The 23927-nt window shown below is 70.7% G+C and carries 22 protein-coding genes and 1 tRNA gene; 13 read left to right on the top strand and 10 right to left on the bottom strand.

From position 1 onward, the window contains the following. Window positions 1-3: 3 nt before the first annotated feature. Window positions 4-939 (top strand): aldose 1-epimerase family protein, encoded by a 936-nt coding sequence (locus tag C3481_RS06140; protein WP_237049205.1) that lies wholly within the window; start codon window positions 4-6, stop codon window positions 937-939. A 22-nt stretch (window positions 940-961) separates the two neighbouring features. On the opposite strand, the gene C3481_RS06135 is transcribed toward C3481_RS06140, so the two are convergent. Together C3481_RS06135 and C3481_RS06130 are read right to left on the bottom strand one after the other, a co-directional pair. Continuing rightward, a complete protein-coding gene (locus tag C3481_RS06135; protein ID WP_103841210.1) occupies window positions 962-1507 on the bottom strand; it encodes a hypothetical protein in 546 nt (181 codons plus the stop codon). Continuing rightward, window positions 1507-1923, bottom strand: a complete 417-nt coding sequence (locus C3481_RS06130) for a DUF4383 domain-containing protein (RefSeq protein WP_036304665.1) — start codon at window positions 1921-1923, stop codon at window positions 1507-1509. Before C3481_RS06130 ends, C3481_RS06135 begins: the two co-directional genes overlap by 1 nt. Before the next feature lie 218 nt (window positions 1924-2141). Here C3481_RS06130 and C3481_RS06125 point away from each other — a divergent pair, with 218 nt between their 5' ends. The 4 genes from C3481_RS06125 (at window position 2142) to C3481_RS06110 (ending at window position 4759) form a co-directional block, all read left to right on the top strand. Further along, window positions 2142-2570 carry a YdeI/OmpD-associated family protein gene (locus C3481_RS06125; RefSeq protein WP_064956140.1) on the top strand — a complete coding sequence of 143 codons (429 nt, stop codon included), beginning with the start codon at window positions 2142-2144 and terminating at the stop codon, window positions 2568-2570. A 44-nt stretch (window positions 2571-2614) separates the two neighbouring features. Next, on the top strand, window positions 2615-3232 hold the full coding sequence (locus tag C3481_RS06120) for an asparagine synthase (RefSeq protein ID WP_103841208.1): 618 nt from the start codon (window positions 2615-2617) through the stop codon (window positions 3230-3232). A 77-nt stretch (window positions 3233-3309) separates the two neighbouring features. Continuing rightward, window positions 3310-3382 (top strand) — tRNA-Arg (locus C3481_RS06115). A gap of 123 nt (window positions 3383-3505) precedes the next feature. Then, entirely contained in the window at window positions 3506-4759 is a 1254-nt protein-coding gene (locus tag C3481_RS06110) for an FAD-binding protein (RefSeq protein WP_103841206.1), read from the top strand. Window positions 4760-4768: 9 nt separating this feature from the next. Here the strand turns inward: C3481_RS06110 and C3481_RS06105 are convergent, their stop codons facing one another. Beyond that, a complete protein-coding gene (locus tag C3481_RS06105) occupies window positions 4769-5839 on the bottom strand; it encodes an FUSC family protein (protein WP_103841204.1) in 1071 nt (356 codons plus the stop codon). A gap of 89 nt (window positions 5840-5928) precedes the next feature. Here C3481_RS06105 and C3481_RS06100 point away from each other — a divergent pair, with 89 nt between their 5' ends. Both C3481_RS06100 and C3481_RS06095 read left to right on the top strand, forming a co-directional pair. Continuing rightward, window positions 5929-7341 (top strand): L-serine ammonia-lyase, encoded by a 1413-nt coding sequence (locus C3481_RS06100; RefSeq protein ID WP_103841202.1) that lies wholly within the window; start codon window positions 5929-5931, stop codon window positions 7339-7341. Window positions 7342-7491: 150 nt separating this feature from the next. Then, entirely contained in the window at window positions 7492-7917 is a 426-nt protein-coding gene (locus C3481_RS06095) for an Hsp20/alpha crystallin family protein (protein ID WP_071918483.1), read from the top strand. Between the two features lie 221 nt (window positions 7918-8138). Here C3481_RS06095 and C3481_RS06090 read toward each other — a convergent pair whose 3' ends face one another. Together C3481_RS06090 and C3481_RS06085 are read right to left on the bottom strand one after the other, a co-directional pair. Continuing rightward, window positions 8139-9575: an HNH endonuclease signature motif containing protein gene (locus C3481_RS06090; RefSeq protein WP_258039029.1), complete on the bottom strand. Its 1437-nt coding sequence runs from the start codon at window positions 9573-9575 to the stop codon at window positions 8139-8141. A 187-nt stretch (window positions 9576-9762) separates the two neighbouring features. Next, entirely contained in the window at window positions 9763-10194 is a 432-nt protein-coding gene (locus tag C3481_RS06085; RefSeq protein ID WP_023952321.1) for a MarR family winged helix-turn-helix transcriptional regulator, read from the bottom strand. 35 nt (window positions 10195-10229) lie between these two features. Between C3481_RS06085 and C3481_RS06080 the strand changes: the two genes are divergently transcribed. Beyond that, window positions 10230-12029, top strand: coding sequence for a DUF2207 domain-containing protein (locus C3481_RS06080; RefSeq protein WP_258039028.1), 1800 nt, complete (start codon window positions 10230-10232; stop codon window positions 12027-12029). Window positions 12030-12315: 286 nt separating this feature from the next. Beyond that, a complete protein-coding gene (locus C3481_RS06075; RefSeq protein WP_023952319.1) occupies window positions 12316-12648 on the top strand; it encodes a hypothetical protein in 333 nt (110 codons plus the stop codon). A 97-nt stretch (window positions 12649-12745) separates the two neighbouring features. On the opposite strand, the gene C3481_RS06070 is transcribed toward C3481_RS06075, so the two are convergent. From C3481_RS06070 to C3481_RS06055, 4 genes are all read right to left on the bottom strand, one after another. After that, window positions 12746-13810, bottom strand: coding sequence for a sodium:calcium antiporter (locus C3481_RS06070; RefSeq protein WP_103841200.1), 1065 nt, complete (start codon window positions 13808-13810; stop codon window positions 12746-12748). 93 nt (window positions 13811-13903) lie between these two features. Next, window positions 13904-15142 carry an amidohydrolase gene (locus C3481_RS06065; RefSeq protein WP_036304663.1) on the bottom strand — a complete coding sequence of 413 codons (1239 nt, stop codon included), beginning with the start codon at window positions 15140-15142 and terminating at the stop codon, window positions 13904-13906. Between the two features lie 23 nt (window positions 15143-15165). Continuing rightward, window positions 15166-15600, bottom strand: a complete 435-nt coding sequence (locus tag C3481_RS06060; RefSeq protein WP_103841198.1) for a VOC family protein — start codon at window positions 15598-15600, stop codon at window positions 15166-15168. A 355-nt stretch (window positions 15601-15955) separates the two neighbouring features. After that, entirely contained in the window at window positions 15956-16978 is a 1023-nt protein-coding gene (locus tag C3481_RS06055) for a lytic transglycosylase domain-containing protein (protein ID WP_023952314.1), read from the bottom strand. 230 nt (window positions 16979-17208) lie between these two features. Between C3481_RS06055 and C3481_RS06050 the strand changes: the two genes are divergently transcribed. From C3481_RS06050 to C3481_RS06035, 4 genes are all read left to right on the top strand, one after another. After that, a complete protein-coding gene (locus tag C3481_RS06050) occupies window positions 17209-17682 on the top strand; it encodes an S-ribosylhomocysteine lyase (protein ID WP_023952312.1) in 474 nt (157 codons plus the stop codon). Window positions 17683-17719: 37 nt separating this feature from the next. Beyond that, the gene (locus C3481_RS06045; RefSeq protein ID WP_071918478.1) at window positions 17720-18364 is read left to right on the top strand and encodes a hypothetical protein; all 645 of its coding nucleotides are present in this window, start codon (window positions 17720-17722) and stop codon (window positions 18362-18364) included. Between the two features lie 80 nt (window positions 18365-18444). Then, window positions 18445-19944: a PepSY domain-containing protein gene (locus C3481_RS06040; protein ID WP_071918477.1), complete on the top strand. Its 1500-nt coding sequence runs from the start codon at window positions 18445-18447 to the stop codon at window positions 19942-19944. Between the two features lie 88 nt (window positions 19945-20032). Next, the gene (locus tag C3481_RS06035) at window positions 20033-22132 is read left to right on the top strand and encodes a glucose PTS transporter subunit IIA (protein WP_064956128.1); all 2100 of its coding nucleotides are present in this window, start codon (window positions 20033-20035) and stop codon (window positions 22130-22132) included. Between the two features lie 106 nt (window positions 22133-22238). Here C3481_RS06035 and C3481_RS06030 read toward each other — a convergent pair whose 3' ends face one another. Further along, the gene (locus tag C3481_RS06030) at window positions 22239-23864 is read right to left on the bottom strand and encodes an FAD-dependent oxidoreductase (protein ID WP_103842046.1); all 1626 of its coding nucleotides are present in this window, start codon (window positions 23862-23864) and stop codon (window positions 22239-22241) included. Between the last annotated feature and the right edge of the window lie 63 nt (window positions 23865-23927).

The following is a 23927-nucleotide window of genomic DNA, read 5'->3' as shown; positions in this document are numbered from 1 at the left end:
CCCGTGGCGGCATCCGGAACGTCGTACGTGCTGCGATTCGGCGACGCTGAGGCGATCGTGGCGAGCGTGGGGGCGTCGCTGCGCTCCTTCCGCGTCGCCGGGCGCGACCTCGTCGTCCCGTACGGCGAAGACGAAGTGCGCCCGGGCTACCGGGGTGCGACCCTCGCCCCGTGGCCGAACCGCGTCGTCGACGGTGAGTACGAGGTGGCGGGCACCCGCTATCGTCTCGCTCTCACCGAGCCGGAGCGCCACCACGCGCTGCACGGGCTGGTGGCCTGGCTCGACTTCGAGCCCGTCGTCGTCGCCGCCGATCACGTGACGCTCGGCGCCACGATCGTCGCGCAGACCGCCTACCCCTGGACCGTCCGCATCGAGACGACCTACCGCCTCGGCGCCGACGGCCTGACGCAGACGGTGCGGGCGACGAACGAGAGCGCGGATGCCGCGCCTTTCGGCACGGGCCCGCACCCGTATCTCGTCGCCGGATCGGCGCCGCTGGACGAGTGGACGCTCGAACTGCCGGCAGCTCGCGTGCTCGAGGTCACCCCCGACCGGCTCTCGCCCGTCGGGCTGGCCGACGTCGCGGACGTCGCGGAGTTCGACTTCCGCGAGCCGCGGACGCTGGGCCCCGTCGAGATCGATCACGCGTTCACGGCGCTCTCGCGCGCCGAGGACGGCATCGCCGCGGTGCGGGTGACCGACCCGTCGGGAACGGGAGTCGCGATCTCGTGGGATGCCGCGTGCCCGTGGGTCCAGGTGCACACGGCCGATCTGCCCGGGGGACCGGCTCAGCCGGGGCACCGCGCGGGTCTGGCGGTCGAGCCGATGACGTGCGCCCCGGATGCCTTCAACGCCGCGCGGTACGACTACGACGCCGGGCTCATCCTCATCGAGCCGGCCGCCACGGTCGAGGCGTCCTGGCGCATCAGCGCGATCTGATCTCGCGGCCGCGCTCGGCGGCTCAGTGGCTGTGCTCGGTGGAGAACAGCGGGTGGTCGGAGTGGCTCGGAGCGTTGCGACCCGCCTCTGTGGCCCCGAGCGCCGGCGTGACGAGTCCGGCCACGATGACGCAACCGGCGACGAGCCCGATGACGCTCGTCCGCGGGGTGGAGCGGGCTTCGGCAGGGGAGGAGCCGGCGGGCGCTGTGCGCGCCCGGCGGACGACAGCCGCTGCGGCCACGCCGTAGGCGACGTGGAGGAGAACGGTCACGCCGACGGCGTGAACGCTGATCCGCATCGGGTCCGCTGCGAGAGCGAGCCCCGATGCGATCGTGCCGGCGACGGCGATGGCCATCGCGACACGGGGAGCGACGAGGCGGCCGCGGGTCAGGGCGGCGACGCCCCAACCGAGGGCGGCCGCCCCGACCGCTACCGCCACGACACCGACGCCGCGATCGGCGGCGCCGGTGCCCTGGGCGATCATGCCCGCGCCCACGCCGAGCTGGAGCAGACCAGCCCCCCACGCGGCGAGCGTGGGCCAGGAGCGGGTGAGCGCGGCGGTGTTCATCAGGCGACGGCGGTGCGGCGGGTGTCGACCGCGCGGTCGGTGCCGAGGCCGACGCCGAGCAGCACGAGGGCGCTGGCGAGGTGGAGGAAGTGGTCGGCGGTGTTCAGGGCGAGCACGTTCGCGGCGCTGTCCTGAATGAAGAAGCCGACGATGCCGAGCAGCAGGTAGGCCGCGCCGACGGTGATGTTGACGCCCTTCGCGGCGCGGACGCCGGAAAGGCCGCCGATGAGCAGCGCGGCACCGATCAGGAGGTGCGCGATGTTGTGCAGCGGGTTGACCTCGAAGATGCCGAGCAGCAGGCCACCCTCGGTGGCGATGAAGTCGACGCCCGCGGTCACGGTGAAGCCGAGGAGGCCGACGAGGATGTAGACGGCGCCGAAGATGATCGCCACGAGGCGGTTCGGTGATGTACGCATGAGGGTTCCCTCCCATTGGGCGACGGATGTCGCGGTGCTGCGGTTGTTCGGTGACATGGGCAGATCGGTTTGCCACTGGGCGGGCCCGGAGCGTCCGATCTTGTGTGTTCGTCGATATCGATGGGGAGTCAGGCCCAGGCCGTGAAGCGAGGCTATGGTCAGCGAGTTCACGGCTCACCCTGCTTGTGTATTCGGGCGCCGCGGTGGTAATGAGAAGCGTGCGATTCGAGACGACGCTGTCCCAGTTCGGAAACAACACCGGCATCGAGGTGCCGTTTTCGATCCTGGATGCGCTCGGTGGCGGTCGTCGCCCCGCCGTCTCGGTCGCCGTCAACGGCTTCGCCTTCCGCAGCACGGTGGGGTCGATGCGGGGGCTCGCGCTCATCCCTTTCTCGGCGGAGCGGCGGCGCGAGAGCGGCCTCGCGGGAGGCGATGCGATCGTCGTCGACATCGAACTCGACGAGGCGCCGCGGGAGGTCGAGGTACCGACCGATCTCGCCGCCGCGCTGACGGACGCCGGCGCGGGGGAAGCGTTCGACCGACTGCCGCCGAGCGCGCGGAAGGCGCATGTCGGGAACGTCGAGTCCGCGAAGGCGCCGGAGACCCGCGCGAGGAGGATCGCGGCGATCATCGCCAAGCTCGGCTGAGGCGCGCGCCCCGTAGGATTGGGGTGAGGTGAGGAGGGGCAGCGTTGGCCACCCGTCAAGCGCGTACCAAGAGCTCGGAGATCGTCGCCGAAGGGCTGTACATCGCCTCCGCGGCGACCCGCCTCGCGCTCAAGAACGCCATCCTCGTCGACATCCTCGCCGACGGGCGCGATTTCGAGGCCGACCGCTTCCTGGACGACGCGCGCGACGCGCTCATGTCTCTCGCGGAGGAGGCCGAGGCCGACGCCGAGCGCACCCATCGCGAACGCAAGGCCGCGAGCGGCCGCTACAGCGACTCGGGCGGGACGCACGACTACCGCAGCCGGGACGTGTCGAATCTGCGTCGACGTCGCAAGCAGTCGCTGCGCATCGCCAAAGAGCTCCGCGAGCGCGCGGCCGACGAGGCGGAGCTGCGCAAGCTCATCGCTGATGCGCGGGAGGCCGCGTGGGCCGAGGTCGCCGGGAACATCGACCGCACGCTTCGCATCGAGGCGGCGCGGCCCGATCTCGAACCCGACTACGAGCGCATGCGCACGGCGCGCATGCAGGCCCTGCGGATGGTCGACCTCCCGCGTCTCCGCTCGCAGCGTCGCAATGTCCAGCGGCAGGCGGTCGAGCGCGATGAGGCCGTGGATTCCGCGGCTGCGCCGGTGATCGACTAGCCGTTCCGCGCTCGATTCGCTCTTTGCGCGAGAGCGGGCTATGCTTGACGACGGCCCGGGAGAGATTCCCAGGCACTGCGCCCGTAGCTCAATGGATAGAGCATCTGACTACGGATCAGAAGGTTAGGGGTTCGAGTCCCTTCGGGCGCACACTGTGTTGAGACAGTGAATGAGAAGCCTCCGCTCTGCGGGGGCTTCTTTGTTTTCCGTTCCACGCCGACGACTTTGTTGTGGTGCTGCACATTCTCAGCGGTCATCGCGTAGCGTGGGGGCGTGACCGAACGGAACTGGGCCGGAACACACACCTTCACCGCCGAAGCTGTACTCGCACCGACGACGATCGACGAGGCTCGACGCATGGTCGCCGCGCACGACCGCATCCGGTCGCTGGGCACACGGCATTCGTTCAACGACCTCGCCGACACGGCCGGCGTCCTGCTCGATCTCACCGGGCTCGACGCCGACATCATCGTCGATGAGGATGCGCGGACCGTGACGGTGGGAGCCGGAACGCGCTATGCCGTCGTCGCTCGGCACCTCGCCGATCACGGCTGGGCGCTGCACAACATGGGTTCGCTGCCGCACATCTCCGTCGGTGGTGCGACGGCGACGTCGACGCACGGGTCGGGCGACGGCAACGGGTCGCTCGCGACGGCGGTGCGGGCGCTGGAGTTCATCACTCCAGACGGCGAGCTGCGCACGGTCTCGGCCGGTGACGCCGACTTCGCCGGCAGCGTCGTCCACCTCGGCGCACTCGGGCCGGTCGTCCGGCTGACGCTCGCGATCGAGCCGACCTACCAGGTGCGCCAGGACACCTATGCCGGGCTCACCTGGGACGATCTCTTGAAGCGCTTCGACGAGGTGACGGCGTCGGGCTACAGCGTCAGCGTCTTCACCCGCTGGAACACGCCGGATGTCGGCGAAGTGTGGATCAAGGAGCGCCTCGACGCCGCGTCGGCCCCCGACATGCCGGAACGCGTGCTGAGCGCTCGGCGCGTCAGGGTCAAGGCGGACTCGCCCGCGGCCGACGGAGTCGACAACACGACCGAGCAGGGCGGCATCCCCGGGGATTGGTGCGAGCGCCTGCCGCACTTCCGCATCGACGCGACCCCGTCCAACGGCGACGAGATCCAGACCGAGTACTGGGTCGACCGTGCGGTGGCCGTCGAGGCGATCGCGGCCGTCCGCTCGATCGCCGACCGAGTCGAGCCCGCCCTTCTCGTGACCGAGCTGCGCACCGTCGCCGCCGATGACCTCTGGCTCTCTCCCGGGTTCGGGCGCGACAGTGTGTGCATCCACTTCACGTGGAAGAACGAACCGGATGCGGTCCGCGAGGCGATCGCGAATGTGGAGCGCGTGCTCGCTCCGTTCGACCCCCGGCCGCACTGGGGCAAGGTCTTCTCGATGCCCATCGGCGATTCGCTCCCGCGTCTCGCTGATTTCCGCGAGCTCGTGGCGCGTGTCGACCCGACCGGTAAGTTCTCGGGTCCGTACCTCGAGCGGGTGCTGGGCATCGCCGCTCGCTGATTCACCGGTTCACGAGAACGGGCGGGATGCCTCGATGATCCGGCTGAGATCGACGGCGGTGCGCGTCCACGGCGAGATGCGACCATCGCCGTCCGCGGGCACCGTTGCGACGACGCGGGCGAGCGCCTTCTCGGCATCCTCGACCGTGGCTGCCGTCGCCGGGTCGCCCAGAGGTCGTGCGACGGCTCGCGCTGTGGCCCGTACGGCCTCGGCGAGCTCGGCGCGCAGCGGCGCGGCGTCGGGGGTGAGGGGGAGGCCGTCGATGCCGTCGCCGAGCTCGATCGTCTGGCGCACAGTGTTCTCGAGCGCTCTCAAGCGACGGTCGTTCTCGGCCTCGATGCCGCGGCGGCGCCGAGCGAGCGGATGGGCTTTGCGGCTGCGGGCGGCCTCGCGCACGTCGGCCGAGACGGCGTCGAGGATCTCTCCGAGGTAGCGCTGGCCCGCCGAATCGGCGGGTTCGCTGGCGGCGACCGAGGTCGCCAGCATCTCGAGCCGGTCCGAGACCGCGTCGCGCAGCTGCGACAGGCGGGTGGAGGCCCGCCGGAGGTACAGGGGTGGGACGAGCGCGAGGTTGACGGCCACCCCGATGAGCACGCCGAACGCCATCGTCACGAGGTACGACACCGAGAAGCCGCCGGCGTCGTTCGCGCCCAGCAGCAGAACGAACAGCGCCGCGATGGCGATCCAGTCTCGGCCGGTGCCGAGAGCTCGGATGCCGCCGACGGCGACGCCCGCGGCGACGACGATCGCCACGCCGATGATCCGCGGGCTGGGTCCGGAGACGATCCACAGTCCCGCGAGGCCGATCGCGATGCCGATGGCCAGGCCTCCCAGCGCTTGCAGGCCCGCCTTGGCGGAGTCGGCGATCGTCGGGTACATGCTCACGAGAACGCCGAGCGGCGCGTAGTAGGAGTACTCGTCGTGCGCGAACGGCACATACGGCGCGAGGTACCAGGCGATCGCGGCGGCGAGGGCCGCCTTGCCGGCGAGCAGAAGGCGCGAGACCGCGAAGGCCTCGCCACCCGCGGTGCGCGCGGCTGCCTTGAGCGATGCCAGACGGGGGTGGGATGGGGTGGTCATCGGTCGCGACGATAGGCGCGTGGCGTATCCGTCGGCAGGCCCTTGACGTCGCCCGGTGCGTACGGCAGATGCTGGCGTAGCCTGGAGGTGTGAGCGCTTACGTCTCGGCGTTCGAGCTGTTCTCCATCGGTGTAGGACCCTCGAGCTCCCACACGGTCGGCCCGTTGCGCGCCGCCCGAGCTTTCGCCGTCGGGCTCGAGGCCGCCGGCAGGCTGCCCGAGGTCGTGCGCGTCGGTTGCGTGCTGTACGGGTCGCTCGGAGCGACCGGCATCGGGCACGGCACTCCCGACGCGGTGGTCGCGGGGTTGCAGGGCCACGCGCCCGAGACGGTCGATCCCGATGCGGTCCGCGCGGCGTGGACGAGCTGGACGGACGGCTCACCTCTGCTGCTCGCAGGCCGGCATCCGGTGCCGTTCTCGCGAGGCGATGTGACCTTCGAGCCGCGGACGCGACTGCCGGAGCATCCGAACGCGATGACGCTGAGCGCGTGGGATGCCGCCGGCCATCTCGTCGCGTCGGACACGTATCTCTCGGTCGGGGGTGGCTTCATCCGCCGGGCGGGGGCAGACGCCGCTCCGCGGGGAGCGGGAGGCGGACCGAGCAGCGATGTCGCGTGGCCGTACCGGTTCAGCACGGCGGCCGAGCTGCTCGAGCTGTGCGAGCGCGACGGGGTGAGCATCGCCGGGCTCGCGCGCCGCAACGAGGAGGTGCTTCGTCCCGAGGCTGAGGTCGCCGCGGGGCTCGACGCGATCTGGGATGCGATGTCGGGGTGCGTCGATGCGGGCTTGCGTGCCGAGGGCACGTTGCCCGGGATGCTGCGCGTGCGGCGGCGCGCGGGCGCGATGCGTGCGCAGCTCGAGGCGGCCGAAGCCGCGGGTGGGCGGGAGCTCCCGGGGGAGTGGCTGGGTGCGTTCGCGCTCGCCGTCAACGAGGAGAACGCGTCGGGCGGACGCGTCGTCACCGCGCCCACCAACGGGGCCGCGGGGATTGTTCCCGCGGTGGCGATGTACTGGTGGCGGTTCGCGGCGGAGTCGCGCCTGGCCTCGGAGGATCTCGACCGTCGGCGCGGGATTCGGCGGTTCCTGTTGACCGCGACGGCGCTCGGCTCGCTCTTCAAGGCCAACGCCTCGATCTCGGGTGCGGAGGGCGGGTGTCAGGCCGAGGTCGGGTCCGCGTGCGCGATGGCGGCCGGGGGCCTGACGGCGGTCATGGGTGGCAGCAACGCGCAGATCGAGAACGCGGCGGAGATCGCGATGGAGCACCACCTCGGGCTCACGTGCGACCCGGTCGGCGGTCTCGTGCAGATCCCGTGCATCGAACGCAACGCGATCGCCGCGTCGACGGCGGTCACCGCTGCGCGCCTCGCGCTGCGGGGCGACGGGCAGCACTACGTCTCGCTGGATGCCGTCGTCGAGACGATGCGGCAGACGGGGATCGACATGTCACACAAGTACAAGGAGACGAGCGAGGGCGGGCTCGCCGTCAACGTCGTCGAGTGCTGAGAGGCCCTTCCGCGCCCCGTCTCCGGGGCGCTGTTCGCCGTGCGAGAACCCTTGGCACTCGATGGGGGAGAGTGCTAATCTGAATGCAGTTGAGCCGACAGGGCTCAACTTCCAGATCTCAACATGAAGCATCAGAGAAGGGAAAGATCGATGGCTACTTACGACCCGTTCCGCGACCTCGACCGCATTGCCTCGAGCCTCTTCGACACGCGCCGCGGCCCCCGTCGCATGCCGATGGACCTCTACCGTGACGGCGACCACTACGTGATGACCGCCGACCTGCCGGGCATCGACCCGGGCTCGGTCGACATCGACGTCGACGGCCAGCTGCTGACGATCCGCGCCGAGCGCACGCTCACCAGCGGCGACGGAGTGAAGTGGATCACGCGCGAGCGTGAAGCCGCGAGCTTCCTGCGCCAGCTGAACCTCGGCCAGGGCGTCGACACGGAAGGCATCGCCGCGACCTACAACAACGGCGTCCTGACCGTGACCATCCCGGTCAGCGAGAAGGCCAAGCCGCGCAAGGTCGAGGTCACGACCGACGCAGCCGCGCCGGTGGTGCCGATCGAGAACTGATCGCGCAAATCCGCGTTCGCACGACGGGCGGCCGCAGCTCCCTCGGGGGCGGCGGCCGCCCGTCGCGTGCGGGTCGGTGCCGAATGCGTCGCGGATGCGCGGATGCGCGGATGCGCGGATGCGCCGATGCGTCGCGGCTGAGGAGATGCGTCACCGGTGACCAAAGGCGCGCGAGTCCGTCGTGCCCGGCCTCGGAACGTGCGCGGACACACGCCCCGAACTCAGAACGGTGGAGGTTCGTCCGTCGGTGGCCCGCCGCTTCCGGCATCCCGTGGCGGGCTCGCGGTGTCGATGGCGAAGCAGACGGCCGGTATGGGGACGTCTTCGCGGTAGGTCCTGCCGAGGGGTGAGGTCCATTCGAGAACCCCGCCTCCGATCTGTCTGACCTCCCACTTGGTGAACTGCTTCATCGAGTGGTGTCTTTGGCAGAGGTGGGCGAGGTTGAAGATGTGGGTGTGGCCGCCAAGGGCGTAATCGATCGTGTGGTCGATCTCGCACCGGATCGCGGCGCGCCGGCATCCGGGGAACCGGCAGTGCTGGTCCCGCACCATCAGGAGTTTCTTCATCGATGCGGTGGGCCGATAGGTGTCGATCTCGACCGGTGTGCGGATGACCGGGTCGATGAAGAGCCGGTCCCATTCGCTGACCTGCCCGGCGAGTCGTCGGACGGTGTCGGCATCGACGAGCCCGGCCCCGACGGCTTCGGCGGGGTTCTCGTCCTTGCCCATCAGTGTCCCCGCGGCGACGGCGACTTGCACGCGTGCCCGGATCGCCCCCAGCCCACCGGCCCGGTCGGTCCCGTAGGTCGGGTCGACCACGGGCGCGCCGCCGAGAACGAGGTCGCCCAGGATGTCCGCGCGCAGCTGGTCCATCGTCCGGGTATCGGCGGGCTCGCCCGCTTCTGCGGCATCCGCCGCCGAACTCTCCCCGGCATCCGCGCCGGCGCCCCGGCCAGCGGCATCCGCCCCGCCCGCCCCGGCACCGCCAGTGCCCGCGACCCGGGCGTCCTTCACCGACTGTCCCATCTGCGTGAGCCGGTCGAGCATCCCCGCCGCGATCACCGTGGGCAGACTGGCGACGAGGTTCGACATTCCGTCGGTTCCGTGGAACACGCGCACGCACCGTTCCGCGACCGCGGTCTTGTGCCGCTCTGTGAACGTCTGCGTATGCAACCGGGCTGCCAGGGTCTCCAGCGCACCCCGCACGCGGGAGGGCACATCCCGCTCACACACCCCGATCGCGGCCTCCGCGAACGAATCCCGCATCGCAGCCGGCACCCCCGCGCCGACGCGCACCACCAGATCCACGTGTCCGCATTCGATCCGCCGCTGCACCCACGCGTCGAACACAGTGGGGTAGTCGTCGATGACCGTCATCGCGTGGTCGATCTCACCCTGCAGCCGGCGGTCGGTCAGCCGGGCCATCCCGGCCGCTTCGGCTGCCACCGACCGCAGCTCCATATCCGACGCCATGCCGCGCACGCCGTCGCGGCGCGCGTTGTGCAGGGCGGCGTGGCCCAGATCGGCCAGCGCCCGAGTGCGGGCGATGTCAGCGGCGTGAGAGAGGTCGAGCGCCTCCGCGTACCGCGAGAGAGCGAGCGCCTGCGACGGTGTGGGGGCCTCGCGTCCCACTTCGCCACCCACGCCATTCGCTGTCATGTTCCCATGATGCCAGCAAGGTACGACATGTGAGTCGGACCTATGTTCGGTCAAAGAATGTCGGGTCACCGTCCCGCCTGGGGAGGAATCGACACCGCACGACGCCCCACGACACCGCGTGACGCCCCACGACGCCGCACGACGCCCCACGACACCGCGGGACGCCGCCCGACCGCTCCGCCGGGCGTCAGGGCAGGCGGCGCAGCTTCGTCGTCAGCTGCTCGAGCTGCTCCAGCTCCTCGGTCGACAGCATCGACATCCGCTCGGCGATGGAGCGACCGTGGGCCGCAGCGAGCCGGCGGAAGGCTGAGACGCCCTCCGGGGTCGCGGTGAGCATCGCGCCGCGACCGTCGGTGGGGTCACCGCACTTGGTGATGAGGCCGCGCGAGACCATCCGGTCGACCAGGCGCGACACGCTCGGCTGGCTGATGAGCATGTTGGCCGTGACATCGCGCAGCCGCGCCCGATGACCGGTGCCGCGCACGACCGTGAGAAGGACGTCGTACTCGGCTTGCGTGAGCTCATCGCCGGCGAAGTCGTTGCTGATGTCGTCGAAGATCTCGTGCTGCGCGCGGAACAGGCTCTCCCACGCTGCCACGGCACGACGACGATCGCTCATGGCGACAACTTTACTGCCCGCCTAAGCTGGTCGGCATGATGCGTCGCACCCGGGCGGCACTCGCGGTCGTGGTCCTCATGCTGATCACAGGCCTTTTCGGACTGACGGCCCCCGCCGCGGCATCCGAAGACGAATCCGCCGATGTCGACGCGTTCGTCTTCGATTCGCTTTCCGTCGATTACACCCTCACCCGCGACGAGGACGGCACGGCGCGGATGCGGGTCGTCGAGACCTTCGTCGCCGAGTTCCCCGAGTCGGATCAGAACCGCGGCATGCGCCGTCTTCTGCCCGAGACGTACAACGGGCAGCCGCTGCATCCGCGGCTCATCTCCGTCACCGACGAGAACGGGCAGGCCCGTCCCGTCGACACCGACAGCGAGGACGGCACGCTCGGCATCCTGACGCGCGAGCCCGGGTACCTGCACGGGCGGAACACCTTCGTCTTCACCTACGACCTCGAAAACGTCGTGTGGGACTTCGCGGACACCGGGCTGGAGTTCTACTGGGACGTCAACGGCATCGACTGGAATCAGCCGTTCCGTCAGGTGACCGCGACGCTGCACATCGATCCCGGCCTTGCGGCCTCGCTCGCGGGGCGTCAGGCCTGCTACATCGGCGAGCAGGACAGCACGACTCCGTGTCCCGAGATCATCGCCTCACCGGACGGAACCGCGATCACCGCCTCGGCGACCGACCTCGCACCGCACGAGACGCTCAGCTTCGCCGTCGGGTTCGACGAGGGCGCGTTCGAGGTATACGACACCGGGTTCCTGGCTTCGCCTCTGGGGTGGCTTCAGTCCGGGGCAGCGGTGCTCCTCGCCGGTGCCACCGGCTGGGCGCTGCGGAACCGCCGCCGGTACCTCCGCGACGATCCGGGGCGTCCGACGGTCATCGCGGAGTATGCACCGCCGCGCCGCATCGACGCACTCGATGCGGCGGTGCTGCTGCAGAAGACCTCGAAGGCGATTCCGGCCGAGATCCTTGAGCTCGCGCTCCTCGGTTCCATCCGCATCGTCGACGACGGCCACCGCCGCTGGGGGCGCGCGAAGCTGCAGGCGGAGCTCGTCGATCCCCGGGCCGCCGACGAGAACGGGCGCAGACTCCTGCGCGGCATGTTCCCGAATCACCGACGCGGTGAGGTCTACCGTTTCGGGACCTCCGACACGCGGCTGTCGTCCGAGTCCCAGCGGGCGCTGAAGATGGCGAAGGACAGCCTCCGCGGGCGCGACATGTACAAGCCGGTGCCGAGGGGAGTGCGCGGCTGGCCCGTCGCCGCCTGGGCGATCGCGGCGGGACTGGTGATCCTGTTCGGGGCGCTCGCGCTGAACGCATACGTCCACCCGGCGCTGCCCATCATCGGCATCGTGCTGGCGGGGGCGTCGTTCATCGTGGTCGTGTTCGCGGTCGCCGGCGATCCGTTGTCGGCCGCGGGCGCGGAGGTCCGTGATCACCTGCTCGGGCTCGACCTCTTCATCCGGTGGGCCGAGGCCGACCGCATCCGGATGCTGCAGTCGCCGACGGGCGCCGAGCGCGAACCGGTCGCGACGGACGACCCCCGCGAGGTCCTGCGGATCTACGAGCGTCTGCTGCCGTACGCCGTGCTGTTCGGCCGCGAGAAGGAGTGGGCCGAGCACCTGACGGCGGCCTACGCCGCAGCGGGTGTGAGTGCGCCGATCTGGTACTCCGGCTCGGGTGCCTTCGACGCCTCGTCCTTCTCCGCGGGCATCGGCACGCTCTCGTCGGCCGCGTCCTCGTCGTCGTCGACGTCGGGTGGCTCCAGCGGCGGCGGATCGGCCGGCGGGGGAGGCGGCGGAGGTGGTGGCGGCGGCGCCTGAGCGCTCGTCATCCGCGGCCGGCGCGCGACCCACGGACGCAGTTGAGGGCCCGACCGAAGAGGCATTCGGTCGGGCCCTCGTCCCTTTGCACCAAGAGTTTCCTGCAATCACATGCCGGTGGCTGCCACAGCAAAACAGCTACCGTGCGAGCACTCTATAACGACGAGGTAACGACGAGCAAGGGTTTTCCGTTATCTCTTCGTAATCATCGGAAACGCCGAGGCGCCACCTCGGCGGCATCCGGTTTTCGGCCTTCGCAGTGCCGTGGGTCTGTCAGGATGAGCGCGTGCACGCCCACGGCCGAGACACCGCCAGCGGACCCTTCGTGGTCACGCTCGTCGTCGACCTGCCGATCGCGAAGCCGGACGCTCTCGAGACGATCGCTTTCGTGTCGGATGGCGTCATCGAGAACGCAGGCACCGCGTTCCCGCGCGTGGGACTGGGGCGGGATGTGTGGGCCGAGGTGCAGATCCCCAGGTTCGCCGACCCGCCCCCGCTGGCGGTCGACGTGTGCTCGGACGTGTCATGGGATGTCGCGGCGACCGAGGCCGCACGACTGGCCGATGCCCTGCGGCGGGTCGGATGGTCGGTGCGGTCGCCACGCTCGGACGAGGTCTGACCCGCACACCCCGAGGCTGCGGGCTCACCCTGCGTCTGCGGGCTCACCCTGCGGCTGCGGGCTCACCCTGCGGCTGCGGGCTCACCCTGCGGCCGGATCACCCCGCGACGGCGAAGAGCCCTGCCACCCCGGCAGCGTAGAGGACGAGCACGACCAGTGAATCGACGCCCATCCCGGCCACGCGCTTTGCGGGCCGGAAGATGAGTCCGACGACGTAGACGAGCGTCAGCAGCGCGGCCAGCGCGGTGAGGTAGATGTCAGCTCCATTCGCCTGCGGCAGTACGGCCTGGCCCGAGATCAGGGTGGCCACGAGGAACAGCACGGGCAGGAACGCATTGCCGCCGAAGATGTCGCTCATCGCGAGATTGTCATCGCCCTGGCGGATGGCCTGCAGCCCCGTGGAGATCTCCGGCAGCGCGGTCGCCAGTGCGAGCACGGTCGCTCCGAACAGGACCCCCGACAGGCCGATCTCGTCGGCGATGGCGTCGCCGACCCGTTCGAGCACGACACCGGCTCCGAGCGTCGCGAGCGCCGAGACGGCGAAGATCGCGACGACCGCGCGGGTGCTCATCGCGTGATGCGGATGCTGCGGCTTCGCGCGCCGGTGCCCCGGCCGGTGCTCGCTCGCACCGGGCGATGTGCCGTTCTCATGCCAGGGAAGGTGCTTCCCGGCGCGCTGCACGAGGAAGAGCCCCGCGAGCCACAGCGCCGCGATGAGCACGACGTCGGGGGTGAGGCGGGCCACGACGAGATCACCGGGTAGCTGACTCCCCGCCATGACGACGGCGAGCACGGCGACCACGATCACGGCCTCGAGCACGAGGACGAGGGATGCTGCGCGATAGGTCAGCGGTCTGACCCCGTGCCCGCGCTTGCCGAACAGGTCGAGGATCACCAGCACCACGGTCTGCAGGGCGATGCCGCCGAGGATGTTGCCCACGGCGACCTCGAGATTGCCCGAGACGGCGGCGCTGACCGTGATGGCGATCTCGGGGAGGTTGGTCGCCACGGCGAGCACGATCAGTCCGCCGAACGCGCTGCCGATGTGCCAGCGCGCGTCGAGGACGTCGGTCGACTTCGAGAGCTGGATGCCGGCGACCCACACGACGGCGGCGGCAGCGGCGAACACCAGGAGGAGCAGCCAGAGGGGCAGGTTCGACATCCCCTCAGTGCACACCCGATCAGGCGGGTGCGTGTACCGCTTGCGTTCGCCCCCGGAACCGGCTCAGGATCCGGGACCGGTTCCGGATCCGGCTCAGCGGAGCCAGCTCGACCGGCCGAACCGCTCCCACCGCTCGACGATGTGCACGTCGCCGTCGTCGGTCGTCTCGAGCACCGTGGTTCCGCCGATGACCACGTGCTCGACGCGCGACTCCACGGCGAGCGGGTCGCCCGACCACAGGACGAGGTCGCCGTCGCGGCCGGCCTCGAGGGCGCCGACGCGGTCGTCGAGGCGCAGGATGCTGGCGGGGTTGGTGGTCAGCGCCTGCAGCGCGACATCCGCCGGGAGTCCCTCGCGCACCGCGAGGATCGCCTGCAGCCGGATCTGGTCGATCGGCACCACGGGGTGATCCGTCGTGATCGCGACCGTGACGCCCGCCGCGGCGATGAGGGCGAGAGCACCGATCGCCCGGTCGCGCAGCTCGACCTTCGAGCGCGAGGTGAGCATGGGCCCGAAGATGACGGGGATGCCCTTCTCGGCCAGGACGTCGGCGATCTTGTGCCCCTCGGTGCCGTGGTTCACGACGAGCCGGTAACCGAACTCCTCGGCCAGTCGGATCGCGGTGACGATGTCGTCGTGCCGGTGGCTGTGCTGGTCCCACAGCAGCGTGCCGTCGAGCACCTCGGCAAGCGTCTCCTTGCCGAGATCGCGCTCGAACGGCTCGCCCTTGGCTGCCGCGGCATCCCGCTTGGCGACGTAGTTCTGCGCGCCGACGAAGGCGTCTCGCAGGACGGAGGCGACGCCCAGCCGGGTGGAGGGGGTCTGCTTCTTGTCGCCGTACACGCGCTTGGGGTTCTCGCCGAGGGCCGACTTCACCGACACGTTCTCGGCGATCACCTGCTCGTCGACGGTGCGTCCGCCCCAGGTCTTGATGGCGACGGTGCGCCCGCCGATCGGGTTGCCCGAACCCGGCTTGATGACGACGGAGGTGACACCGCCGCGCAGTGCGTCGCGGAACCCGACCTCGTCGATGTCGATGCCGTCGAGCGCGCGGAAGCGGGCGCCGTTGGGGTCGGTCATCTCGTTGGTGTCGTTGCCCGACCATCCCTCGCCGTCCTCGTGGACGCCGAGGTGGCCGTGGGCCTCGACGAACCCGGGCAGGACCCAGCGTCCCGCGGCATCCACGACCTCCGCGCCCTCGGGAACGGGCGTCTCGGCGCCGCCCACGGCGGTGATCACGCCATCGGTGACGATCACCGTCCCGCCCTCGATGGCGGGTGCGGACACGGGGACGATGCGGCCGTTCACGACGGCGAGGATGCGGGGGGCCATGTCTCCGACCCTATGCCGGACGATCACTGGAGGCAGAACTCGTTGCCCTCGGGGTCTCGCATCTGCCAATACCGCTCGGGCCACGCACCCCACTGCTGTTCCACCAGCCGGACGACACTCGCCCCCAGCGCGACCAGGCGATCCTTCTCGGCATCCAGAGCCTCGGCCGTTGCGCGGCGAGCACCGTCGGCCGGTGCGACCGACACGTCGATATGCAGGCGGTTGCGCCCCCGCTTCGCGCCGTCAGCGTGGTGGAAGTACAGGCGAGGCCCGCGGCCCTCGGGATCTTCCGCGAGCCCTCGGCGGTCGAGGTCGTCATCGGTCAGGCCGGCATCGAGCTGTTGTCGGCGCATGTCGTCGGGCCAGTCGAGGCGCGGATAGCCGAAGACATCAGCCCAGAAATGCGAGAGCGCGCGTGGGTTGTCTGCGTAGAAGGTGATGTTGCCGAGCGTGTTCATAGTGACCTCCTCGTCGCGACCGACGGTACCCCCGACCACCGACACGGGGCGAGTACACCCGGCGTCGCGGCGAGGCAACGGGGCTGACGGCGGTGAGGCGTCGCCGTATCGTGAGCGGTTCACGAACTACAGGGAGGAACCACTATGAGCCTCAATGGGAACGTGCCCTTCGTCGCACCGGGTGAGATGCCCATCGACCCGATCGAGGAAGCCCCGACACTCGAGCCCACGGCCGAAGACCCGGTCGACGAGGACTGACCCGGCATCCCGAGCCCGCACACGGCGAAAGCGCACGTCCGCACGGTATCCGCGTGAGCGGACCGTGCGAACGTGCGCTTTCGTGAACTGGCAGAGATCAGTACCAGCCGGTCGACTGCGAGTGGCCCCATGCGCCGCAGGGCGAGCCGTAGCGGCCGGAGATGTAGCCGAGGCCCCAGCGAACCTGGGTGACGGCGCTGGTCTGCCAGTCGCCACCGGCCGAAGCCATCTTGCTGCCGGGAAGCGCCTGCGGGATGCCGTATGCACCGCTGCCGCTGTTGTAGGCCTGGTAGTTCCAGCCCGACTCCTTGTTCCACAGCGAGACGAGGCACGAGAACTGGTCCTGGCCCCAGCCGAACTCGCCGAGCATGTTGCTCGCGGCCTGCTGCGCGGCGCCGGGGGAGTTGTCTCCGGTCGAGGCGACGGCCGAAGCGGCGGGGGCGGACGACGACGAGGACGACGAGCGCGAGCTGTTCGAACGCTGCGCGGCAGCGGCCGCAGCGGCTTCCTCCTCGGCCTTCGCCTTCGCGGCTGCCTCGGCGGCCGCAGCCTCTTCGGCGGCGATCCGCGCGGCTTCCTCTTCGGCGGCCTTCTGTGCCTGAGCGGCCTCGAGGCGTCCGCGGAGGTCGGCCGTCTCGGCCTGCACGTCGTCGGTCGCGTCGGTCAGCTTGTCGGTCAGGTCGGGCAGGAGCAGCGTCGGGATGACGTCGGTGTCCTTCAGGCCCGCGATGCGCTCGCGCAGCTGCGACGTGTCGATCGTCGTGTCGCCCTCGATGGGGAGCGCCGCCGCCGACACATCGCCGGTCACCGTGGCGGCGTCCACGACGGATGCCTCGGCCGCGGCGACGGCGTCGCTCGTTGCCTGCTCGATCGCGCTCAGCGGCTTCGAGGTCGAGGTGGCCGCGGCGGTGACGAGCGCGGCGCGCTGCATGACGGGAGCGGGACCCGATGCCGTGGGCAGTGCGGCAGAGGCCGTCGTTCCCACCACCGCGGTCAGGCCCAGGGCCAGCCCGAGAGTGAGGGCAGCGGGGCGGACGAAGCGGCGGGATGCCGAGCTGGAGGCGGAGGTGGTGGAACGCCGCAGGTCGCGGCGGGTGGGCTGGCTTGACGAAGAAGTCATGCGAACAGGGGCGGTCCTTCGATGTTTGCGGGCACCGCGGCAGGCGGCGGGCGTCTCGGGCGGACGCACAAAACTCCCCGAGTCTGCGGGGTGAGTCTGGACGAGTCCCGGACAGCCCCTGGACGTAACCTGAGAGCGGAGGCGGGCCGACCCGGTGGCCCGGCGGGTTAATCTGGCCGGAACGACGGGCCGTTTCGGCCGTCCGATCGTCCGTGCCGAGGGAGGAAATCATGGCCGAGATCGAGAGCTTCACGTTGGACCACACCGCCGTGCTCGCCCCGTACGTGCGGCGGATCGGCGTCGAGCACGGCCCCGGCGGCGGCACCATCACGAACTTCGACGTGCGATTCGTGCAGCCCAACGCGGGCGAGATCCCGACCGCCGGCATCCACACCATCGAGCACATGCTCGCGGGCCTTCTCCGTGACCGCATCGACGGCGTCATCGACATCTCGCCCTTCGGATGCCGCACCGGCTTCCACCTACTGATGTGGGGCGAGCCCGAGGTCGCCGACGTCGTCGCCGCCCTGACCGGGAGCCTGCGCTTCATCGCCGACGAAGCGGTCGAGGCCGATATCCCGGGCGTCTCCGCCCTCGAGTGTGGCAACTACCGAGACCATTCCCTGCACTCGGCCCGCGAGTGGTCGAAGACCGTGCTCGATCAGGGCATCAGCCTCGACGCCTTCTCCCGCGTCGGGGTCTGACGACCCCGCGACCGACCGGCCGACCGAGCACCGCGACGTGACCTCCCCTCGCCACCAGCGCGCGCTGAGAGCCGGCGCGGCCGCGACGCTGGCCACGTTCGTCGCTCTGCTGTCGCATGTGGCAGCGGGAGGTGAGCCGCCCTCACCGCTGGGAGCCGCCCTGCCGTGGGCACTGTCGCTGGTGGTGAGCCTCGTCGTCGTCGGGCGTCGGCTCTCCGCGGTGCGGCTCGGAGCGGCGGTCACCGCGGCTCAGGTGCTCTTCCACGTCATGTTCGCGCTCGGCGTCGTCCCGCTGGCGGGATCAGCGGGGGTTTCGACGGCCGGAGCGAGCCAGAAGACGCCGATGAGCCTGCATGCGGGACATATGTCGCTCCCGGCATCCCTGTCCGCGCCCGGCGCGCTCGCCGCGGTGGCACCGGATGCCGCGATGATCGGCGCCCACGTCCTGGCCGCCGTCGCGACCACACTTCTCCTGCACCGCGGCGAGCGACTGCTCTCCGCGCTCCTCGGGCTCGCCCGGCGCATCGCCGTGCGTCTGCGCTCGGCGGCGCGGGATGCTGTTCCGCCGGCCCCGAACCCGCTGCGGGTGCGCCCGATCGTGTCGAGCGTCCGCATGCCCCGCCGGTGCGCCCTCGTCGCGGCGCCCGCGCGGCGCGGCCCTCCCGTTCTCCTCGCTCTCTGACGCCCCGGCGCCCGTCGGGGCGATCCGCCGTGCGCGCTCACCTTGCTCGCGTGCCGGCACACCGACGACCGAGGAGTCTCATGTCCACCACCGAGTCGCGCACGCCCACCGGCGGCGCCCCCGACCCCGGCGGCGCGTCCGCCACCCCGTCCCGCGAACACGCCCCGCCGCGGCGACCGCGCGCGTGGGTGATGCCGCTGCTGCTGCGCATCCACTTCTTCGCCGGCATCCTGGTCGGCCCCTTCATCCTGATCGCCGCGGTCAGCGGGGCGATCTACGTCGTGACGCCGCAGCTCGAGCGCGTCGTCTACGCCCACGAGCTCAGCGCGCCGGTCACCGAGACGACGCTCTCGATCGGCGACCAGGTGCGCATCGCGGAGGGGTACATCGGCGACGCCGCCTCGCTGGCGGCCGTCCGGCCCGCGCCCGCGGCGGGCGACACCACGCGCGTCATGTTCGCCCAGACCGGGCTCGGGCCGAGCGAGACGCGCGCCGTCTTCGTTGACCCGGGCACGGGGGATATCCGTGGCGACCTGACGGTCTACGGCACGAGCGGTGCGCTGCCGCTGCGCGCATGGGTCAGCGACCTGCACCGCAACCTCCACCTCGGCGAGCCGGGCCGCCTCTACAGCGAGTTCGCCGCGTCGTGGCTCGGCATCGTCGTCGTCGCGGGACTCGCGCTCTGGGTCGTGCGGCTGCGCAGGGCGCGCGTGAAGAAGGACCTGCTCCGCCCGAAGCGCGGTGCCACCGGGTATCGGCGCCTCTTCGGATGGCATGCGTCGGTCGGGGTGTGGCTCGTCGTCGGGGCGCTCTTCCTCTCGGCCTCGGGTATCACGTGGTCGACCTACGGCGGCGCGAACGTATCGACACTCCGGGCCGCGCTCTCGTGGCAGAACCCGACGTTGTCGACGGCGCTCGGCGACGACGGCCCCGCCGCCGCGGGCGCGCACGCGGACCACGGGGTCGTCGCGGCCCCGACGGCCGCGGTGTCGCCCGACACGTTCGACGACGTGCTCGCGGTCGCGCGCACCGAGAACGTGAACGTCGGCCTCATCGAGATCCGGCCGCCCTCGGCTGCGGGGCAGGCGTGGGTCGTCCAGGAGATCCAGCGCAGCTTCCCGACGGAGGTCGACGGTGTCGCGATCGACGGCGACACGCTCGCGGTCGTGGACCGGGTCGACTTCGCGGACTACCCGTTCATGGCGAAGCTCGCGCGGTGGGCCGTCGACCTCCATATGGGGTCGATGTTCGGGATCGTGAACCAGCTCATCCTCTTCGTGGTCGCCGCAGGGATCGCGACGATGGTCGTGTTCGGATACCTGATGTGGTGGAAGCGTCGGCCCACCCGCGACCCCGCTCGCCGGATGGGCGCGGTCCCCGGCGAGGCCCTTCCGAACGCGCCGGTATGGGGTGTCGCGCTCGTGGTGGCCGTCGCGATCGGCATCGGGTACTTCCTTCCCCTCGTCGGACTGCCGCTCGCGGCCTTCGTGATCGCCGACGCGGTCGTGCAGGGATTCCGCGCCCGTCGCGCGCGGAGATCTTCCTCCGGGGGAGCGGAAACGAGTGTGGTCAGGCCATGACAGGTCAACCCCTCGTTCCCGGCGAATTCTCAGGGTAAAGTTCCGGGCGAAGAACTCCGGCCACCCGTCGGAGAACAGGAGAGAAGCCATGGCGACAAGCCCCGCTGAATCGATCGTCGACGCCGTCGGCGGTCCGGGAAACATCGAGAGTCTGACGCACTGCGCCACGCGCCTGCGTTTCCAACTGCGTGATTCGTCGAACGTCGATCAGTCGACGGTCGAGGCCATCCCCGGCGTCATGGGCGCCGTTCCGCAGGCCGGGAACCGGTACCAGGTCGTCATCGGCGGAGCCGTCCAGAACGTCTACAACGACATCAACGCGCTCCCCTCGATGTCGGGTGCCGGCGGTGGCGCTGTCGACGAGGACGACATCGACTCGGTCAAGGCGCGCGAGCGCGCGAAGGGCCCGCGCGGCAAGGTCGCCTGGCTCGACTCCCTGTTCGAGTTCCTGTCGGACTCGTTCCGCCCGATCCTCGGCGCACTGCTGGGCGCATCGCTGTTCATCACCTTCATGGCGCTGATGGCGACGCTCGGGGTCATCCCGGCCTGGAATGCCCCGGGCGTCGTCCTCGACCCCTCGTGGCAGTTCGTCAACCTGATGTGGCAGTGCGTCTTCATCTTCCTGCCGCTCATGGTCGCCTACAACGCGGCCAAGAAGGTCGGGGCCGACCCGTGGGTCGGCTTCGCGATCATGGCCGTCGTGATGCTGCCGCAGTTCTCGGGCCTCGCGACCCAGGAGGGCGCGCAGCAGATCAACTTCCTCGGTTCGGACATCACGACCGTCTCGGTCTTCGGTCTGCCGCTGACGATCTTCGACTACAGCTCGCAGGTGTTCCCGCCGCTGCTCATGGCGGGTGCGCTCGGGCTGCTCTGGAAGGGGCTGCGCAAGGTCATCCCCGAAAACATCCAGCTGATCTTCGTCCCCTTCCTGGCGATGCTGATCATGATCCCGCTCACGGCGTTCCTCATCGGACCCATCGGTGTGTACGCGGGTGCCGGTCTCGCGAACCTGCTGAGCTCGATCAACGACTTCTCGCCGTTCATCTTCGCGGTCGTCATCCCGCTCGCATACCCCTTCATGGTTCCGCTCGGCCTGCACTGGCCGATCAACGCGATCATGCTGCTGAACATCCAGAACCTCGGCTACGACTTCATCCAGGGCCCCATGGGTGCATGGAACTTCGCCTGCTTCGGCGCGACCGCCGGCGTGCTGTGGATCTCGTGGCGTGCCCGTGACAAGCAGATGCGGCAGACGGCGACGGGAGCCCTCGCGGCCGGTCTGCTCGGCGGCATCTCGGAACCCTCGCTCTACGGCATCCACCTGCGCTTCAAGCGCATCTACCCCCGGATGCTGGTCGGATGCCTCGTCGGTGGTCTCATCATCGGCATCGGAGGTGGCGTCAAGACGCAGGCGTTCGTGTTCACGTCGCTCCTGACGATCCCCGCCTTCGACTCGGTCGTCCTCTACGGCATCGCCGTGCTCGCGGCGTTCGTCGTCGCGATGGCCCTCGTCATCATCAGCGACTACCGCACGCCCGAGCAGCGCGCCGAGTTCGAGGCGCAGCGCGACAAGGCCGAGGCGAAGGCCGGCGCGACGGCTGCCGGTGCTGCGGCAGCGCCTGCTGCGGCTGCGGCCTCGGGCTCGGGCTCGTCGACGGCGACCCCCGCGCAGACCGCTCCGGGAACCGCCACCGCGACCCTCGACAAGCCCGGCGCCACCGACGAGGTGTCGGCGGCCTTCGAGATCGCGTCGCCTCTCGACGGCACGGTCGTCGCCCTCTCCGAGGTGCCCGATCCGGTCTTCGGCGGCGGCGTCATGGGTCCGGGTGTCGCGATCGAGCCGACGGGGAACACCGTCGTCTCGCCCGGTGCCGGAACCGTCGCGGCCGCTCAGCCGACCGGTCATGCGTTTGGCCTCCAGCTCGACAACGGGGCCGAACTGCTCATCCACGTCGGCATCGACACCGTCAACCTGAAGGGCGAGGGCTTCGAGGTCCACGTCAAGGCCGGCGACCGCGTCGAGCAGGGCACGCCCCTCGTGACGTTCGACCGTGCCGTGATCGAGAAGGCGGGCTACCCGCTGATCACGCCGGTGATCGTCCTCAACGGCGACGCCTTCGCGACGGTCGACCCCGTGGGCCTCGGCTCCACGACCGCCGGTGCCCCTCTCCTGATCCTGGAGAAGTAGCCCCCGCTCCCTCCCTCCCTCCCCACACGTCGACTCGCCACGAATCGCGGATGCCGGGCCTCCGGCATCCGCAGATTCTGGCGAGTCGACGTTTTGTGCTGCGGGGTCAGGGGAGGCGGCGGAGGAGGAGGACGCCGTCGAGCAGGTGCGGGGGACGGGATGCGGCGGGCGAGGAAGCGACGGGGGCTCGGCGCTCGTGGATCTCCCGGCGCTCGACGACCTCCTCGCGCTCGACGATCCACTCGGCGGGGTCGAGCTCGAGCGCGGCGCGCTCCTCGGCGGGCGTCGCGAACGGAGGATGCTCGTGCGGTTCGCCGTCCTCGGGCCCGCGCGGAGGTCCGCCGGCGTGCGACACGACGAGCAGGCGCCCGCCCGGGGCGACGTGGCGGAGGGCGGCGCGCAGGAGCGGGATGCGGGAGAACTCCGGGTCCCACGAGTGCAGGAAGCTCGTCGTCACGAGGTCGAACTCCCCGAGCTCCGCCGCGTCGATCTCGCCCGCGACGAAGGTCGCGTCGAGCTGAGCGTTCCGGGCGGCGGCCCGGGCGCGCGCGACCGCCGTCGGCGAGAGGTCGACCCCCGTCACCGACCACCCGCGCGAGGCGAGCCACAGCGCGTCACCGCCCTCGCCGCACCCCAGGTCGAGAGCGGTGGTCGGAGCGAGCGAGCCCGCCGCCTCGAGCTCGGCGATCACCGTCGAGGTCGTCTCGTTCACGCGGCCCGACCAGACCCGGTCCGTCTCGGCGTATCGCGCCTCCCAGTCGGCGGCATGACCGCGGCGGCGCTCCACAGCTGCCGCGGCGTCGAGGGCGACGAGAGCGGCGTTGACCGCTGCGCCGGCCATCGACCCGGCGCCCATCGACAGGGGCACGTTCGCCATCGGTGCGACGACGTTGCCGGCGGCCCACACGAGGGGGTGGCTCGTCGCCCCCGCCGCATCGACGGCGATGAACGACCCGACCGGTCCGTCGGCGCGGGCGAGGTCGAGCCCCGCGAGGAAGCCGTCGTGAGGCTCGAGGTGTCCGCCGGTGAAGATGGCGTCGATCGCCACGCGCTGCCCGTCGGCGGTCACGACATCGCCGATCGCCGCGTCGTCCGCGTCGTCCGCCGCTTCCGCCGGGCCGGTGACGGCGACCACGGGCGACGCGACGGTGCGGATGCCGCGGGCACGGAGCCGCTCCCGGGCGTCGTCGCCGAGGTCACCCGCCGCGGCCGTGAATGCCACGACCTCCGCGCTCCACTGCCGCACGAGCTCGATCTGGTGCAGGCTCATCGGCGACGTCGCGAGCACGCCGATCCTGCGATCGCGCACCTCCCAGCCGTGGCAGTAGGGGCAGTGCAGCACGGTCCGCCCCCAGCGCTCGGCGAGCCCGGGCACGTCGGGCATGCGGTCGGATACGCCGGTCGCGACGAGAAGCGCTCGCGTCGTGATCCGCTCGGTGCTTCCGGCGAGGACGACCTCGAGGCCGCCGTCGGTCTCGTCGACCCGTTCGACGCGTGCCGAACGGAAGACGACGCCGTAGTGCTCCGCCTCTTCTCGACCGCGCCGGCGGAGCTCGGAGGGCGAGGTGCCGTCGAAGCCGACGACGGCGTGCATGTGCTCCGCGAAACGATTGCGCGGGGAGTCCGAGTCGAGCACGAGGGTGCGACGGCGAGCCCGCCCGAGCATCTGCGCGGCGCTGAGGCCGGCGGGTCCGGCACCGACGATGACGACGTCCTGATCGAGGTTCTGCATGTCCACAGCATCCGGTTTCGAATGCGCGCTGGCAAACCCGTTTGCAGAAATGGCAAACTCGAC

Origin of the sequence: Microbacterium sp. Ru50 (assembly GCF_002920555.1) — a bacterium.
Lineage (GTDB): Bacteria > Actinomycetota > Actinomycetes > Actinomycetales > Microbacteriaceae > Microbacterium > Microbacterium arborescens.
The sequence above is the reverse complement of the archived record's forward strand: the minus strand, read 5'-3'. Positions and strand labels throughout refer to the sequence as shown.

Bases quoted from the DNA above. Each gene is read 5' to 3' on its own strand.
- C3481_RS06135 (WP_103841210.1), bottom strand. From the start codon at position 1,507: ATGAACACCGCCGCGCTCACCCGCTCCTGGCCCACGCTCGCCGCGTGG.
- C3481_RS06130 (WP_036304665.1), bottom strand. From the start codon at position 1,923: ATGCGTACATCACCGAACCGCCTCGTGGCGATCATCTTCGGCGCCGTC.
- C3481_RS06105 (WP_103841204.1), bottom strand. From the start codon at position 5,839: ATGACCACCCCATCCCACCCCCGTCTGGCATCGCTCAAGGCAGCCGCG.
- C3481_RS06095 (WP_071918483.1), top strand. From the start codon at position 7,492: ATGGCTACTTACGACCCGTTCCGCGACCTCGACCGCATTGCCTCGAGC.
- C3481_RS06090 (WP_258039029.1), bottom strand. From the start codon at position 9,575: ATGACAGCGAATGGCGTGGGTGGCGAAGTGGGACGCGAGGCCCCCACA.
- C3481_RS06085 (WP_023952321.1), bottom strand. From the start codon at position 10,194: ATGAGCGATCGTCGTCGTGCCGTGGCAGCGTGGGAGAGCCTGTTCCGC.
- C3481_RS06080 (WP_258039028.1), top strand. From the start codon at position 10,230: ATGATGCGTCGCACCCGGGCGGCACTCGCGGTCGTGGTCCTCATGCTG.
- C3481_RS06070 (WP_103841200.1), bottom strand. From the start codon at position 13,810: ATGTCGAACCTGCCCCTCTGGCTGCTCCTCCTGGTGTTCGCCGCTGCC.
- C3481_RS06065 (WP_036304663.1), bottom strand. From the start codon at position 15,142: ATGGCCCCCCGCATCCTCGCCGTCGTGAACGGCCGCATCGTCCCCGTG.
- C3481_RS06060 (WP_103841198.1), bottom strand. From the start codon at position 15,600: ATGAACACGCTCGGCAACATCACCTTCTACGCAGACAACCCACGCGCG.
- C3481_RS06055 (WP_023952314.1), bottom strand. From the start codon at position 16,978: ATGACTTCTTCGTCAAGCCAGCCCACCCGCCGCGACCTGCGGCGTTCC.
- C3481_RS06050 (WP_023952312.1), top strand. From the start codon at position 17,209: ATGGCCGAGATCGAGAGCTTCACGTTGGACCACACCGCCGTGCTCGCC.
- C3481_RS06040 (WP_071918477.1), top strand. From the start codon at position 18,445: ATGTCCACCACCGAGTCGCGCACGCCCACCGGCGGCGCCCCCGACCCC.
- C3481_RS06035 (WP_064956128.1), top strand. From the start codon at position 20,033: ATGGCGACAAGCCCCGCTGAATCGATCGTCGACGCCGTCGGCGGTCCG.
- C3481_RS06030 (WP_103842046.1), bottom strand. From the start codon at position 23,864: ATGCAGAACCTCGATCAGGACGTCGTCATCGTCGGTGCCGGACCCGCC.